The organism is Streptomyces sp. Ag109_G2-15, from assembly GCF_900215565.1.
Classification (GTDB): domain Bacteria; phylum Actinomycetota; class Actinomycetes; order Streptomycetales; family Streptomycetaceae; genus Streptomyces; species Streptomyces diastatochromogenes.
In genome coordinates this window covers 6,925,477-6,940,008 of sequence record NZ_OCNI01000001.1, presented here as the reverse complement: position 1 = coordinate 6,940,008, position 14,532 = coordinate 6,925,477, and the positions used below count along the sequence as shown (strand labels likewise).

General features: G+C 70.7%; 13 protein-coding genes and 1 pseudogene. 8 read left to right on the top strand and 6 right to left on the bottom strand.

What is annotated here, in order from left to right; translation table 11 throughout:
- Positions 1-11: 11 nt before the first annotated feature.
- Positions 12-482 (top strand): annotated as a pseudogene (locus tag CRP49_RS47005) (hypothetical protein); the annotation flags it as partial.
- 228 nt (positions 483-710) lie between these two features.
- Here the strand turns inward: CRP49_RS47005 and CRP49_RS31250 are convergent.
- Positions 711-1,685: a sulfurtransferase gene (locus CRP49_RS31250; RefSeq protein WP_257033542.1), complete on the bottom strand. Its 975-nt coding sequence runs from the start codon at positions 1,683-1,685 to the stop codon at positions 711-713.
- Positions 1,686-1,994: 309 nt separating this feature from the next.
- On the opposite strand from CRP49_RS31250, the gene CRP49_RS31245 reads away from it, so the two are divergent.
- The 6 genes from CRP49_RS31245 (at position 1,995) to CRP49_RS31220 (ending at position 7,167) form a co-directional block, all read left to right on the top strand.
- Positions 1,995-2,915, top strand: a complete 921-nt coding sequence (locus tag CRP49_RS31245; protein WP_097256357.1) for an ABC transporter substrate-binding protein — start codon at positions 1,995-1,997, stop codon at positions 2,913-2,915.
- A 132-nt stretch (positions 2,916-3,047) separates the two neighbouring features.
- Positions 3,048-4,079, top strand: a complete 1,032-nt coding sequence (locus CRP49_RS31240) for an ABC transporter substrate-binding protein (protein ID WP_097256356.1) — start codon at positions 3,048-3,050, stop codon at positions 4,077-4,079.
- Complete coding sequence (locus CRP49_RS31235; protein ID WP_257033541.1) at positions 4,079-4,837, top strand: ABC transporter permease; 759 nt, start codon at positions 4,079-4,081, stop codon at positions 4,835-4,837. Before CRP49_RS31240 ends, CRP49_RS31235 begins: the two co-directional genes overlap by 1 nt.
- Positions 4,834-5,595, top strand: coding sequence for an ABC transporter ATP-binding protein (locus CRP49_RS31230; protein WP_097256354.1), 762 nt, complete (start codon positions 4,834-4,836; stop codon positions 5,593-5,595). Before CRP49_RS31235 ends, CRP49_RS31230 begins: the two co-directional genes overlap by 4 nt.
- Complete coding sequence (locus CRP49_RS31225) at positions 5,592-6,659, top strand: phosphotransferase enzyme family protein (RefSeq protein WP_097256353.1); 1,068 nt, start codon at positions 5,592-5,594, stop codon at positions 6,657-6,659. The genes CRP49_RS31230 and CRP49_RS31225 overlap by 4 nt, the downstream gene beginning before the upstream one ends.
- Before the next feature lie 4 nt (positions 6,660-6,663).
- Complete coding sequence (locus CRP49_RS31220) at positions 6,664-7,167, top strand: AAA family ATPase (protein ID WP_097256352.1); 504 nt, start codon at positions 6,664-6,666, stop codon at positions 7,165-7,167.
- A 13-nt stretch (positions 7,168-7,180) separates the two neighbouring features.
- Here the strand turns inward: CRP49_RS31220 and CRP49_RS48130 are convergent, their stop codons facing one another.
- Entirely contained in the window at positions 7,181-7,453 is a 273-nt protein-coding gene (locus CRP49_RS48130; RefSeq protein ID WP_107487122.1) for an isocitrate/isopropylmalate family dehydrogenase, read from the bottom strand.
- Between the two features lie 25 nt (positions 7,454-7,478).
- Complete coding sequence (locus CRP49_RS31210) at positions 7,479-8,399, bottom strand: LysR family transcriptional regulator (protein WP_097256351.1); 921 nt, start codon at positions 8,397-8,399, stop codon at positions 7,479-7,481.
- 179 nt (positions 8,400-8,578) lie between these two features.
- On the opposite strand from CRP49_RS31210, the gene CRP49_RS31205 reads away from it, so the two are divergent.
- Positions 8,579-10,870, top strand: coding sequence for an FdhF/YdeP family oxidoreductase (locus tag CRP49_RS31205; RefSeq protein WP_097256350.1), 2,292 nt, complete (start codon positions 8,579-8,581; stop codon positions 10,868-10,870).
- Between the two features lie 14 nt (positions 10,871-10,884).
- On the opposite strand, the gene CRP49_RS31200 is transcribed toward CRP49_RS31205, so the two are convergent.
- The 3 genes from CRP49_RS31200 to CRP49_RS31190 form a co-directional block, all read right to left on the bottom strand.
- Positions 10,885-11,178, bottom strand: a complete 294-nt coding sequence (locus tag CRP49_RS31200) for a hypothetical protein (protein ID WP_097256349.1) — start codon at positions 11,176-11,178, stop codon at positions 10,885-10,887.
- Entirely contained in the window at positions 11,175-12,185 is a 1,011-nt protein-coding gene (locus CRP49_RS31195; RefSeq protein ID WP_179851810.1) for an SGNH/GDSL hydrolase family protein, read from the bottom strand. Before CRP49_RS31195 ends, CRP49_RS31200 begins: the two co-directional genes overlap by 4 nt.
- Positions 12,186-12,291: 106 nt before the next feature.
- A complete protein-coding gene (locus CRP49_RS31190; protein WP_097256348.1) occupies positions 12,292-14,523 on the bottom strand; it encodes an efflux RND transporter permease subunit in 2,232 nt (743 codons plus the stop codon).
- Between the last annotated feature and the right edge of the window lie 9 nt (positions 14,524-14,532).

Here is a 14,532-nt window from a genome sequence, read left to right as displayed (position 1 = left end):
CCTGTATTCCTGAGCAGTTGGCCGCCGCCGCGCCGGACGGCATCGACGTCCTGCTGGACACGGTCGGCGGGGAGCAGCTCACAGCGGCCGTCCGCGCGGCGCGCCGCGGCGCGCAGTTCGCGCTGGTCGGGGCGCTCTCCGGGCAACTGTCACCGGAGCCGGATCGCGACGGCGCCCGCTCGCCGGCGGAGATCGACACCTTCCGGATCATCACGCTGGGCGTCACGCTGCGCGGCTTCAGCGGCACGGACTTCCCCGACGTGGCGGAAGAGTGGAACAAACGCTTCGGCGACTGGTTGCGTTCCGGCGAGATCGTCTTTCCGCATGTGCGGAATGCGCACCATGGCCGACCGGATCCAGCTGCTCGTCGACGAACCGCGTCGGTCGTGTTCCGGCAGCCCGGACAGCCCCGGCGCCGTGGTCGTGCACCGCAGACTGGCGGTACTCGACGCCGAGATCGACCGCCTGACCCGACTGCGTAGCCGCCTGGCGCGGCGCACGTCCGGCGCGGAGTGAGCGCGCCGGGCATCGTGCACGGCGTATGTGGTCGTCGTACGTGGTCGTCGTATGCCGTCGTCGTACGTGGTCGTCGTACGTGGTCGTCGTCTGCGCGGTCGCGGTCGCCAAGACCCAGCGGCCGTCGGCGCGTTCACGGTTCACCGAGCCCCCGCAGCCAGTACGCCGACCGCGCCGACCGCAGCCCCGGCACGTCAGCCGCCCAGCTCCAGCGGCAGCGCCGGATCCTTGGACCACTCCTCCAACGAGCCGTCGTAGACGGCGATGTCGTCCCGGCCGAGCACGGTGAGGGCCAGCGCCGTGGCCGCGGCCGAGATGCCGCCGCCGCAGTAGAGGACGACCGGCGAGTCGGCGGTGTCGAGGACCTGGCCGACTCGGGCGGCGAGGTCGGGGCCGGGCAGCACACGCCCGGCGGAGTCCAGCAGTTCGCGGCCCGGAAGGCTGTGGCTGCCGGGGATGTGGCCGCGGCGGGTGTAGCGGGTGGGGACGCTGCCGTCGAAGCCGCCGGTCGGCAGGGCGCACACCAGGGTGCCGGGGCGTTCGCCTCGGCTGATGGCGGCCACTTCCTCGATGCCCGCCCACAGTTCGGGCCGTGGTAGTGGGGTGACGGGCGGTACGGCCGGCGCCCCGCCGGTGTCGGTGCCCGAGGCGAGCCCGTGCCCGGCGGCCTGCCATGCGTCCAGGCCACCGTCGAGCACGGCCGCCGGCACGGAGATCGCGCGCAGCATCCACCACAGGCGGGCCGCCCAGATGCCGCCGCCGCTGTCGTAGGCGACGACCGCATGCCCCTCCCCCACGCCCAGGCGGGCGAGCCCGGCGGCCAGCGCGTCGGGGGACGGCACGGCGAAGTGGTACGGCGCCTCGTGGTCCGAGAGGTCCCCGGTCAGGTCGGCGTGCCGGGAGCCGGGGATGTGCCGCTCGGTCCAGCCCGCACGTCCGCTCGTGCACCGGTACTCGCCGTCATACCGGGGCGAGGGCAGCAGTGCGGTGGCGTCGAGGACGACCAGGCGGGGGTCGTCGAGGTGGGCGGCGAGCCAGGTGTCGTCGACCAGGGGGCCGGGCAGCAGGGAGGTCATGGCGGCCGATGGTACGCCCGCGAGCTGGGCGTCTTGCTCCTCGGGCAGTGCCATCCCATATCTCGGACTGCGCTTGCACAGCGTGCAGGTCATGCCGTTATCGTTTCGGCCATCTACGCGGGAGCCCCTCCCCGGCTGGGCTGAGAGGGCGTCTGGGATCCGCTCGTCGAGCGCGGTCCCCATGGGGACGCCGACCGCACACCTCGCGCCATGGGCGCCCCGCGTAGGAGTTCACGTGTCCGCAGCAGCAGTCGAGTCGATGCCTCCGGTGGCCGACGCCCCGACGGCACCCTCCTGTTGTTGTCGCACGTGGTGTCGCCGGTCCCGCTGACCGCACTCCTCCCCCTCTTTCCTTCCCCTCAGGTTCACCACGCGCGCGCGTGCCGTCCTCGGAGTACCTCCATGCCGCACATCCGGGTCATGCTCGACTATTTCCACCCTTGGCCGAATTCCGCCGGTTTCTACGTCGCCCGTGGCCGCGGCTGGTTCGCGGAGGCCGGCCTGGACGTCGAGCTGGTGGTGCAGGACCCGGGGCGCGGTGACACGCTGGAGTACCTGGCCCGGGGCGAGGTGGACTTCGGGATCTTCCCGCCGAACCGGCTGCTGGCCCGCCGCGCCGCGCACGGCGAGCCGCTCATCGCGGTGGCGGCCGTCAACCACCGTGGCCTGGAGGCCATCCAGACGACGACCTCGACCGGCATCACCCGCCCCCGCGACCTGGCGGGCCGCCGTATCGCCTACAACCCGACCCCGCGCGGCCGCGCCATGGTCCGCCATCTGGTGGCGGCGGACGGCGGTGACCCGGACGCCGTGATCACCCTCGACGCCGGCACCCGCGAGCTGACCGTGGACGACATCGCGGCCGGCGAGGCCGACGCCACCTTCGGCAACTACTGGGCCTGGGACGCCCTGCGCGGCGACCTGCCCGAACGGCAGCGTCTGACCTGGCCGGTGGACGAGATCGGCGCGCCCCGCTACCACAGCTACCTGCTCGGCACGACCGAGGACCTTCTCGCCCAACAGCCCTCGGCCGTACGGGACTTCCTCGCCGTCACGGCGCGTGGCTACAGGGCCGCGGCCGAGGAGCCGGAGCGCACCCTGGAGTCACTGGAGCGTGTCATCCCCTACTTCCCGCGCCCGCTCATCGCCCGCTCCCTCTCCCTGATCGCCCCCACCTGGACCGACCAGCACGGCCGTTGGGGCGTCATCGACGACGGCCGTATGGGCCCGTACGCGCACTGGCTGGCGGAGAACGGGGCCATCGCGCACGACCGTGACTGGGACAGGTCGTTCACCAACGGGCTGCTGGACGTGGCCGCGTGAGATTCCTGTCCTGCCAGGCGAGGGCGCTGACCCGGCGCCTCGCCGTCGACTTCAAGCGGGTGGACAGCGCGCTGTGTCGGCCGTGACCGCTCCGACACCGTGCAACTCCCCTCCGTACGAAGGAAATCCGTCATGCACCGCCGCACCACCCTGTCCGCCATAGCCGCGGCCGCTCTGCTCGCCGTCACCGGCTGCTCCGGCGCCGACTCCTCGGCCCACGCGAAGGACGGCACCACCACCGTCACGCTCGCCCTGGACTGGACCCCCAACACCAACCACACCGGCATCTACGTCGCCCAGGCCAAGGGCTGGTTCAGGGACGCCGGAATCGACCTGAAGATCCTGCCGTACGGGTCGACTGCCCCGGAGACCCTGATCGCGGGCCACAAGGCCGACTTCGGCATCTCCTACCAGGAGGGCATCACCACGGCACGCGCCGCCGGCCAGGACATCACCTCCGTCTACGCGGTGACGCAGAAGACGAACGTGACGATCGCCGTACGCGCCAACCGTGGTGACGTCACCTCCCCCAAGGACCTCGACGGCAAGACGTACGCCGGTTTCGGCGCCCCGTACGAGAAGCCGCTGCTGCGGAAGGTGATCCAGAACGCGGGCGGCAAGGGTGACTTCAGGCAGGTCACCCTCAACACCTCGGCGTACGCGGCCCTTTATGCGGGAAAGGCGGACTTCGCGATGCCGATGCCGACCTGGGAGGGCCTGGAGGCGAAGCTGAGCGGCAAGCCGCTCAAGGACTTCCAGCTGTCGGAGTACGGCTTCCCCGCGATCTACTCCACGCTGATCGCGTCCTCCGACCAGTTCCTGAAGAGGAACCCCGCGGTGGCGAGGAAGTTCCTGGCGGCGGTGGACAAGGGCTACCACTACGCGGCCGCGAACCCGGACCAGGCCGCCGACCTGCTCATCGACGCGAACAAGAGCGTGCTGACCAACACCGGGCTGGTGAAGGAGAGCGAGCGGCTGCTGGCCAAGGAGTACTACAAGGGTGCGGACGGCACGATCGGCACGCAGAGCGCCGCGCGGTGGAAGGCCTTCGCCGACTTCGAGTACGGGGCGGGGCTGCTGGTCGACGCGAACGGCAAGAAGCTGACGAAGGCCCCGGACACCTCGTCCTTCTTCACCAACGCCTACCTCCCGGACGCCAAGTGATGCCGCTGCTGCGGTCGTTGTGGCCGCCCCTGATCGTCCTCGCCGTCGTGGTCGGCGGCTGGCAACTGTACGTGACGACGGCCGGCGTCGACCCGGCGACGCTGCCGAGCCCGGCCCGTGTCGTCGAGCAGGGCTGGGCCAATCGCCGGGACCTGTGGGACCAGACGCTGCCCACCCTCCAGGAGACCCTGCTCGGCTTCGCGCTCTCCTTCGCGGCCGCCTGGCTGGTCGCCGTCCTGCTCGACTTCTCGGCGGCGGCCCGCCGCGGCCTGTACCCGCTGCTGGTCGCCTCGCAGACGATCCCGATCGTGGCCGTGGCACCGCTGCTGATCATCTGGTTCGGCTTCGGTCTGCTGCCGAAGATGCTGGTGGTGACGCTGACGACGTTCTTCCCGCTGGCGGCGAACCTGGCCGCCGGCTTCGCCGCGACCGACCGCGAGGCGATGCGCCTGCTGCGCTCGCTCGGTGCCGGCCGTTGGCGGTCCTTTCGCCTGGTCCGCGTGCCGAGCGCGATGCCGTACTTCTTCGCCGGACTGCGGGTGAGCATCACCTACGCCGTCGTCGGCGCCGTCTTCGCCGAGTACGCGGGCGCCGAGGCGGGCCTCGGGATCTACATGCAGGCGCAGAAGAGCGCGTTCCGAACGGACCTGGTGTTCGCGGCAGTCGGGGTGACGGCCGCGCTGAGCATCGCGCTGTTCGGCGCCACGTATCTGCTGCAGCGGCTGGTGCTGCCGTGGGAGCGGAAGGCCGGGAAATGAGCAGTCTGCACATCGAGGGTGTCGGAAAGTCCTTCGGTTCGCTGGAGGTGCTGCGGGACCTCGAACTCTCCGTCGAGCCCGGCGAGTTCGCCGCCGTGATCGGCCCGAGTGGCAGCGGCAAGAGCACCCTGTTCAATCTTGTCTCCGGGCTCGACCGCCCGACGTCGGGCCGGGTGCTGGTGGAGGGCGAACCGGCCGGGGTGGCGTCCGGCAAGGTCGCCTACATGCCGCAGAAGGACCTGCTGTTCCCCTGGCGGACGGTGCTGGACAACACCGCGCTGGGCCTTCAGGCGCAGGGCGTGAGGAAGAAGGAGGCCCGGGCACGCGCCGACGCCCTCTTCGCCGACTTCGGCCTCGACGGCTTCCAGAAGGCCTATCCCGCCCAGCTCAGCGGCGGAATGCGGCAGCGGGCGGCACTGCTGCGCACGGTGGTGCTGGAGCGGCCGGTCCTGCTGCTCGACGAGCCGTTCGGCGCGCTCGACTCGCTGACCAGGACCGACATGCAACTGTGGCTGGCCGGCATGTGGCAGCGCCATCGCTGGACGGTCGTACTGGTCACCCACGACATCCGCGAGGCGGTCCTGCTCGCCGACACCGTGCACGTCCTGTCCCCCCGCCCCGCCACCGTGGTCGACCGCGTCGAGGTACCCCTCCCCCGCCCGCGCGGCTCCGCTGACTTCGGCACCCCGGAGTTCGCGGCGACGGAGCAGCGCATTCTGGACGCCCTGCGCGGCACGGCCCCGGTGAAGGCGTCATGAGCGTCCACCTCGCCCACGGCCTGGGTACCGATCCCGCCCCGCCGGACTGGCCGCCGCTCACGGACGCCGAGGTGACCGGTGTCGTGGGTCCGGCGCGCGTGGTGTGGCGCAGCCCGCGCCCCCTGTCGGCGGCGGCCGTCGTCGAGCGGGACGGGCGCCGGCTCTTCGTGAAACGCCACCACGTCGGCGTCCGCACGCCCGAAGGGGTCGCGGAGGAGCACGGGTTCGTGCGCCATCTGCGGCGCCACGGTGCCCCGGTGGTGGAGGTGCTGGACCTGGTGGCGCGCGACGAGTGGACGTACGAGGTGCACTCGGCGGGGGTGGGCCAGGACCTGTACCGGGACGCGCTGTCCTGGTCCCCGTTCCTGTCGCCGGCCCACGCACACGCGGCCGGCCGGGCACTCGCCCGGCTGCACCTCGCGGCGGAGGGCTTCGACGCACCGCGCCGGGCTCCGCAGCCGCTGGTGGCCTCCTTCACGGTGTTCGCCTCGCAGGACCCGTTCGAGGAGCTGGAGCGGTACGTGGCCGAACGCCCTGCCCTGGCGAAGGGGCTCGCGGACCTCCCCTGGAGGGAGGACACGCAGCGCGTCCTGCTCCCCCTCCACGAACGACTGGCTCCCCACCTCGGTGCCCTGCCCCCGCTGTGGACCCACAACGACTGGCACGCCTCGAACCTGCTGTGGGGCGCCGACGGTGAGGTCTCCACGGTCCTGGACTTCGGCATGAGCGACCGCACCACCGCCGTCCACGACCTGGCCACGGCGATCGAACGCAACGCGGTGCAGTGGCTGCAGCCCGGCTTCCCGGTGTGCGAGGAGGACGCGGTCGCCCTCGTCGACGGCTACGCGTCCGTACGCCCGCTCTCCGCGGCCGAGTCGGCGGCGCTCCCCGCCCTGCTGCCTCTGGTACACGCGGAGTTCGCGCTGTCCGAACTGGGCTACTTCTCCGGCGTGACCCGCTCGGCGGAGAACACCCGCCTGGCGTACGAGTATTACGTGGGCCACGCGGAGTGGTTCGCCGGGGAGGCCGGCGGGCGCCTCCTGCGGCGGCTGACGGCAGGATGATCCCGTGCTCATCGTCATGGGCGGACTGCCCGCCACCGGCAAGACCACGCTCGCCCGCCTCCTGGCGGCCCGGATCGGCGCGGTCCACCTGCGGGTGGACACCATCGAGCAGGCCATCGTCCGCTCCGGGCTGGCCCGCCACCCGGTCGGCGCCGCGGGCTACGTCGTCGGATACGCCCTGGCCGAGGAACACCTGCGGCAGGGTCTGACCGTGATCGCGGAGTCGGTCAACCCGCTGGGCGTGACGCGTGACGCCTGGAGTTCCACGGCCGTCGGGGCGGGCGTGCCTTGCCTTGAAGTGGAGGTGGTGTGCTCGGATCCGGCCGAGCACCGGCGCCGCGTCACCTCGCGGTCGGTCGACATTCCGGATCTGCCGCTGCCGGACTGGCGGCAGGTCGTCGACCGGGAGTACGAGCCGTGGCACCGCGAGCACATCGTCATCGACACCGCGGGACTGAGCCCGCATCAGTCACTGACCGAGCTGCTCCGCCACCTCGGGTCGGGCTGATCTCCCGGTTCGGTCAGGAATTCAGCGCCTCGCTGAGGGCCTTGGGGACGTCCTCGGTGGAGGCGGTGCCGCCGACGTCCCGGGTGAGGATGCCGGCCGCGGTCGTGGCTTCGATCGCCCGGTGGAGGCGGGCCGCCTCGTCGGGCAGGCCGAAGTGCTCCAGCATCAGGGCGGCGCTGAGGACGGCCCGGAAGATCACCTGGAGGATGTCGCCCTCGACGAACGGGCCGAAGAAGCTGTTCGGCGTCGCCGAGGCGGAACACGTTCTGTTCTGCTCCCGGGGCATCGGGCACCACAGAGCCGGGCCCGCACTACGAACGCCCTGGAACCTGCTCCAACGTGGCGGCTATGTCCGCCCGGCCCGCGATTTCGGCGAGCGCCTGGCCCATCACGGAGATCGGCTCACGACGCGGGATCAGCAGTCCGATGCGTTCCGTGCGGACCGGGTTCACCAAGGGGACCGCCTGCATGCCGACCGGCACGCCGAACACGTGCAGCCAGGCGTGCGGTACGACGCTCGCCCACCGACCCGTCCTGACATGCGCGAACAAGGACGCGATGGAGTCGGTCTCCACCCGCGGCCGGGCAGGGGCGCCCACTTCCCCGAAGACGGCGTCCAGTACCCGGCGCCCCTGCATCATCGGGTGCAGCAGGCACAGGGGCCGGGTGGCCGCCTCCGCCCAGGACACCTCGGCCAACTGCCTGCCGTCGGCCGGCGCCTTGGTCAGCAGCACGTACCGCTCCCGGTAGAGGGCGATAAACCTGAGACGGCGGGCGACGGCGGGGCTGTAGTAGGTGACGGCCGCATCAAGCTCGTACGCCTGCAGCTTCTCGACGATGTCCGCGGCCTGGAGATCGGCCATCACCTGCACGGTGGCCAGCGGATTCTCCGTGCAGAACGGTTCGGTGAGCAGGGACACCGCGGTCGAGGCCGTCGGCACAGAGCCGATCCGCAGACGGCCGCTCAGCCCGCCCCGCAGCGCCCGTACCTCCTGCTTCATCGCATCGCGGTCCGCGAGGATGCGCTGCGCCCACACCACGATCCGCTCGCCCTCCGGCGTGAGCCCCTCGAACCTGCGGCCACGCCGCACCAGCGGCACATCCAGTTCCTCCTCCAGCTTCCGGATGGCCTCGGAGAGCGCGGGCTGGGAGACGTAGCACTCCTGGGCCGCCCGGGCGAAGTGACGCACGCGCGCGAGAGCGACCAGGTACTCGAGTTGGCGAAGTAGCACGCCACTGGTCTACATCCTGCCGGCCCGGCCACCAACCAGGCACGTCGTCACAGGACCGCTGATAAGCGCCGCCTATCACGTGATCGCAGACGCGTCTTTGACCGTGATCACCCGACGGAGCAGAGTGCCGGAGGGCAGGGCACGGGCCTGCGCGGTGAACGAGAGGGCGGGGCGGTTCAATGGTCGGCATCGAGGAACCGGGCGAGGAGAACCTGTCCGTCACGGCTCCCAAGACCTGGGCGACCGGAGCGCCGGCCGTGGCCCACGCCCTGCAGTACGCCCTGGGACAGACATCGGTACGGCGTACGGCCCTGACGCTGCTGAACATCAACCAGGCGAAGGGCTTCGACTGCCCGGGCTGCGCCTGGCCGGAGCCCGGGCCGGGGCAGCGCCACCGCAACGAGTACTGCGAGAACGGCGCCAAGCACATCAGCGACGAGGCCACCTCGCGACGGGTCACCGCCGACTTCTTCAGGCAGCACTCGATCGCCGAACTCGGCCGGGCGTCGGACCACTGGCTCAACCAGCAGGGACGACTGACCGAGCCCATGGTCAAGCGCCCTGGCGCGGACCACTACGAGCCGATCGGCTGGGACGAGGCCCTCGGCCTGATCGCGGACGAGCTGCGCGCCCTGGACAGCCCCGACGAGGCCCTTTTCTACACCTCGGGCCGACTGGCCAACGAGCCGGCGTTCCTGCTCCAGCTCTTCGCGCGCGCCTTCGGCACCAACAACCTGCCGGACTGCTCCAACATGTGCCACGAGTCCAGCGGTTCGGCCCTGAACGAGACCCTGGGGATCGGCAAGGGCAGCGTCAGCCTCGACGACATCTACGACGCCGACCTGATCTTCGTCGTAGGACAGAATCCCGGCACCAACCACCCCCGGATGCTCTCGGCCCTGGAGGAGACCAAGCGCCGGGGCGGCCGGGTCGTCGCCGTGAACCCGCTGCCCGAGGCCGGGCTGCTGCGCTTCAAGCACCCGCAGAAGGCACGCGGCGTCATCGGGCGGGGCACGGCCATCGCGGACCAGTTCCTGCAGATCCGCCCCGGCGGCGACCTCGCCCTGTTCCAGGCGCTCAACCTGCTGCTGCTCCAGGCCGAGAACGAGCGGCCGGGGACCGTCCTGGACCACGGGTTCATCGCCGCGCACACCACCGGATTCGACGAGTTCGCCGAGCACGCACACAAGACCGACTGGGCCGACGTCCTGGAGGCCACCGGGCTGAGCCGCGAGGAGATCGAAGAGGTCCACGCGCGCGTGCTCGACAGCCGCAGGATCATCGTGTGCTGGGCGATGGGACTGACCCAGCACAAGCACGGCGTGCCCACCATCCGCGAGGTCGTCAACTTCCTGCTTCTGCGCGGCAACATCGGCCGCCCGGGGGCAGGGGTGTGCCCGGTGCGCGGGCACAGCAACGTCCAGGGCGACCGCACCATGGGCATCTGGGAGCGCATGCCCCAGTCGTTCCTCGACGCGCTGGAGCGGGAGTTCGCCTTCACTCCGCCCACGAAGCACGGCCTGGACTCCGTCGACTCCATCCGAGCCATGCTGGACGGCCGCGCGAAGGTCTTCCTAGGAGTCGCGGGCAACTTCGTACGGGCCACCCCCGACAGCGACGCCACCGAACGCGCCCTGCGCAACTGCCGGTTGACCGCGCACATCTCGACCAAGCTCAATCGCTCGCACACCGTCTGCGGCCGGACCGCGCTGATCCTGCCGACGCTGGGCCGCAGCGACCGTGACGTCCAGGCGAGCGGTGAGCAGTTCATGACGGTCGAGGACTCGATGAGCGAGGTGCACGCCACCCGCGGCCGGCTCGGCCCCGCCTCCGACCAGTTGCTCGCCGAGGTGTCCATCATCAGCCGACTGGCCCGCCTCGTCCTCGGTGAGCAACCAGCCCTTCCCTGGGAGGAGTTCGAGGCCGACTACGACTCCATCCGCGACCGGATCGCCCGTGTCGTGCCCGGCTTCGACGACTTCAACACCCGGGTACGGCGCCCCGGCGGCTTCCGCCTGCCCAACCCGGTCAACCAGCAGAAGTTCAACACCCCCAGCGGCAAAGCCGTCTTCACCCGCAACGACTTCACGATGCTCCGCGCCCCCAAGGGACACCTCATCCTGCAGACCATGCGCTCGCACGACCAGTGGAACACCATCCCCTACGCCATGGACGACCGCTACCGGGGCATCAAGGGCGCCCGCCGGGTCGTCCTCGTCAACCCCGCCGATCTGGCGGAGCTGGGGCTGGCCGACCGCGATGTGGTCGATCTGTTCAGCATCTGGCGCGATGGCGTGGAGCGCAGGGCCGACGGATTCCGCGTGATCGCCTACCCGACGCCACCAGGGTCCGCGGCCGCGTACTACCCGGAGACCAATGTCCTGGTGCCGCTGGACAGCGTCGCCGACATCAGCAACACGCCGACGTCCAAGGGAGTCGTGATCAGGTTGGTCCAGCATGTCAGTACGTGATGTCCGTACTGACGTCAGTACTTGATCACGACGTTGAGCGCGTTGTGGGTGTCACCGGCGGTGGTGATGGCTTCGACGATCCGGTCCTGAGGGAATTCGTGGGTGATGACGGACTCGATGTCGAAGGCCTTGCTTTCCATGATGTCCATCACGGTGCGGACGTCGTCGGGGACGGGGTTGGCGTGGACGCCGACGACGACCATGCGGTTGTGGATCTTGCCGAGATCCTGGTAGGTGCTGATGAGGGCGTCGACGCCGGTGGCCTCGATGTAGATGTCCACGTCGGCGGTGTAGACACCAGCCTTCATTTTCCTTGCTTTCCTTGCCTGGTGTTTGATTCAGACGACGTCCGCACCGCGCGCAGGACGGCGTCGGCCATACCGCGCTCGCCGCGCTCGTTCGGGTGGACGGCGGCCGCCGGGCTGTTCGGGATCAGGGGTTCGATCCAGCGGGTGTCCTTAGCCGAGCAGGCGCCGCGGCCCTCGGAGGGCGTGCAGGTGTCGACGTAACTCATGCCTGCCTCTTCGGCGCGCTGCCGCAGCATCGCGTTGAGCTGCTGCTCCTTCTCCCGGAGGTAGTCGATGTCGCCCGGCGCGAGGGACATCTCGTCACCGCACTCCGCGCTCCCGGCCGGCAGGATCGCCGGGTACCCGACGACGTACACCCGGGCCTCGGGGGCGCGGTGCCTGACTTCGGTCAGCGTGCGGGCGAGGCGGTGGCCCGCCTGCTGGATCCTCTGCCGCACATCGTCGGTGCCCCCGGTGACGTAGTGCCGCTTGCAAGGCGCGTCTGCCGGCTTGTTGGTGTCGCCGCCGAGGGCTTTCCCGTACGTGTCGCCGCCGAGGGCCTTGTACAGCAGCCCCGCGCCGACGCATCGCTCGATCATCGAGCCGAATCCGATGTCGTTGCCACCGATGCCGATGGTGACCAGCCGGATGTCGGTGTCCAGCGCCGCGAGCTGGGGCGGATTGGTGCCGTCGCGGGTGGGCTGGCGGGTGGTGAGGTCGGCGAGGGTGGCGCCGGTGCAACTGACGTCGCGGAAGTCCGACCCCTTGAGCCCCAAGTCCTGTGCCACCAGCGCCGGGTAGTTCCGGTCGGAGCGGGCGCAGCCGGCCGGGTCCCCCGTCTGGTCAGGGATCATCGGGCCGGCGGTGTAGGAGTCGCCCAGTGCCACGTACGGCCCCTTGCTCGGGGCGGCCGGGGCGGTCGTGTCGGCCGGGTCGCTGTCGTCGTACCGTGCGACGCCGACCGAGACGGCCAGGACGCCGCAGGCGAGCAGGAGTCCTGCCGCCAGAGTCCGCGGGTGAGTCGTCATCGAGATGTCCTGTCCTCATCGAGGTGTCTGTCTCCCAGGGCGAGCGGCGCGGGGGGCCGGGGAGAGCGGGAGGGGCCGCCTGCTCGAGACGGCCCCTCCCGAGGGCTCAACGGGCTGCGGCGGGCTCCGCGGAGTGCGGCTCGCCGGCCGCCGCCGAAGCCGTCGGGGCAGGCACCGTGCGGCTCAGCTTCTCGCCCTCGACATCGATGTTCGGCAGCAGCCGGGCCAGCCAACGGGGCAGGTACCAGGCCTTGTGGCCGAGCAGGGAGAGGATGGCCGGCACGATCGCCATACGGACGACGAAGGCGTCGAAGAGCACCGCGATGGCGAGCCCGAAGCCGATCATCTTGATCATCGACACATCGGCCCCGACGAAGCCGGAGAACACCGCCGTCATGATCAGTGCGGCGGCCACGACGACCCGGGCGCTGTGCCGGAACCCGGAGATGATCGCCTGCTTGGGCGCGTCGCCGTGGACGTACGCCTCCCGCATGCGCGAGACCAGGAACACCTCGTAGTCCATCGCAAGGCCGAAGACGATGCCCACCAGGAAGATCGGCATCATGCTCATGATCGGCCCGGTGGACTCCACGCCCAGCAGGTCCGCACCGTGCCCCTGCTGGAACACCGCGACGACCGCGCCGAGCGCCGCGAGAACCGAGAGCAGGAAGCCGAAGGCGGCCTTGAGCGGCACGAGCAGGGACCGGAAGACCAGCAGCAGGAGCACGATCGCCAGGCCGACCACCACGGCGAGGTACGGGATCAGCGAGGCCTGCACCTTGTCCGCGACGTCGATGTCGAGCGCGGTCTTGCCGGTGACCTCGAAGGACACTCCCGCGTCCTGCTCGATGTTGGGCCGTTCGTCCCGGATGGTCTTGACCAGGTCCTTGGTCTTCTCGTCGGTGGGGCTGGTGGACGGGGTGGCGGAGAACACGGCGGTGTTCCCGGCCGGGTTGAAGCGGGCCGGCGTGACAGAGACAACTCCCTTGGTGGCCGCGATGTCCTTCGAGATCGCGGCCACGGCCGCCTTCGGGTCATCGGATCCCTTCGCGTCGACGACGATGGTCAAAGGCCCGTTGAAGCCGGGGCCGAAGCCTTCGGCGAGGGCGTCGTAGGCGCGTCGCTCGGTGGTGGACGTGGGCTTGGCCTCGTCGCCCGGCATGCCGAGCTGAAGGTCCATCACCGGGGTGGCGACCGCGCCGAGGCCCACCACGCCGAGCACAAGCACGGGCAGCGGAAGGCGCACGACGACCTTGGCCCAGCGAGAGCCGCCGTTCTCGGTCTTCCTCTGCTTCCTGCGATGGCGCTCGGAGTTCCGGCGGGCGCCACGCGACAGCACCGCGTTCGGCCAGAAGCCCAGGATCGCCGGGACCAGGGTCAGACAGACCAGGACGGAGACGAGGACCGCGCCGGCGGCGGCCAGGCCCATCTTGGTGAGCACCGGGATGCCCACCACGCTGAGACCGGCGAGAGCGATGACGACCGTGAGCCCGGCGAAGACGACCGCGGAGCCCGCCGTGCCGGCGGCGAGACCCGCGGCCTCCCGCGGCGCGTGGCCCTTGTCTCGCTCCTCCCGGTAGCGGGAGACGACGAACAGGGCGTAGTCGATGCCGCAGGCCAGGCCCAGCATCGTGGCCAGTGTGCCGGAGTTCTCCGACAGGCCGAAGGTCGCGGACAGCGCCATGATCCCGGTCATGCTGGCGGCCACACCGATGATCGCGGCCAGCAGCGGCAGACCGGCGGCGGCCAGCGAGCCGAAGGTGATCAGCAGGACGACGGCGGCTACGGCGACGCCGATGACCTCGGCCGGTCCACCGGCCGCCGGCCGAGTCGCCAGCGCGTCGCCGCCGACCTCGACGGTCAGACCGGCGTCACGGGCCTGGTCGATGGCTCGTTCGAGATGGTGCTTGCTCACGTCGGTGAGGTCGTCGGCCTTCGCCTTGAAGGAGACGGTCGCGTACGCGGTCGAGCCGTCCTTGCTGACCGCCTTGGCCTGGAACGGGTCGACCGCGTTGGCCACCTGTGAGCCGTCGGCGGCTTCGTCGACGAGCTTCTCGATCGCGGCCCGGTTGTCGGCCGCGGTGACCTTCTCGCCGCTGGGGGCGATGAACACGATCCGTGCGCTCGCCGCGCCGGCCGTGGTCCCCGGGAAGCGCTTCTCCATCAGGTCGAACGCCTTCTGGGACTCGATCCCGGGCATCGTGAAGCCCTCATCGGCAGCTGCGGGCGCCTTGGATGCCGCGAACCCTACGGCGCCCAGCACCGCCACCCACAGCAGGGCGACGAACCATCGCCATCGGAAGGCCGTACGGCCCAAGTGATAGAGGACAGTTGCCATGGCGGGGAA

Bases quoted from the DNA above. Each gene is read 5' to 3' on its own strand.
- CRP49_RS48130 (WP_107487122.1), bottom strand. From the start codon at position 7,453: ATGCCCCGGGAGCAGAACAGAACGTGTTCCGCCTCGGCGACGCCGAAC.
- CRP49_RS31240 (WP_097256356.1), top strand. From the start codon at position 3,048: ATGCACCGCCGCACCACCCTGTCCGCCATAGCCGCGGCCGCTCTGCTC.
- CRP49_RS31225 (WP_097256353.1), top strand. From the start codon at position 5,592: ATGAGCGTCCACCTCGCCCACGGCCTGGGTACCGATCCCGCCCCGCCG.
- CRP49_RS31235 (WP_257033541.1), top strand. From the start codon at position 4,079: ATGCCGCTGCTGCGGTCGTTGTGGCCGCCCCTGATCGTCCTCGCCGTC.
- CRP49_RS31190 (WP_097256348.1), bottom strand. From the start codon at position 14,523: ATGGCAACTGTCCTCTATCACTTGGGCCGTACGGCCTTCCGATGGCGA.
- CRP49_RS31245 (WP_097256357.1), top strand. From the start codon at position 1,995: ATGCCGCACATCCGGGTCATGCTCGACTATTTCCACCCTTGGCCGAAT.
- CRP49_RS31200 (WP_097256349.1), bottom strand. From the start codon at position 11,178: ATGAAGGCTGGTGTCTACACCGCCGACGTGGACATCTACATCGAGGCC.
- CRP49_RS31230 (WP_097256354.1), top strand. From the start codon at position 4,834: ATGAGCAGTCTGCACATCGAGGGTGTCGGAAAGTCCTTCGGTTCGCTG.
- CRP49_RS31250 (WP_257033542.1), bottom strand. From the start codon at position 1,685: ATGACCTGCACGCTGTGCAAGCGCAGTCCGAGATATGGGATGGCACTG.
- CRP49_RS31205 (WP_097256350.1), top strand. From the start codon at position 8,579: ATGGTCGGCATCGAGGAACCGGGCGAGGAGAACCTGTCCGTCACGGCT.
- CRP49_RS31195 (WP_179851810.1), bottom strand. From the start codon at position 12,185: ATGACGACTCACCCGCGGACTCTGGCGGCAGGACTCCTGCTCGCCTGC.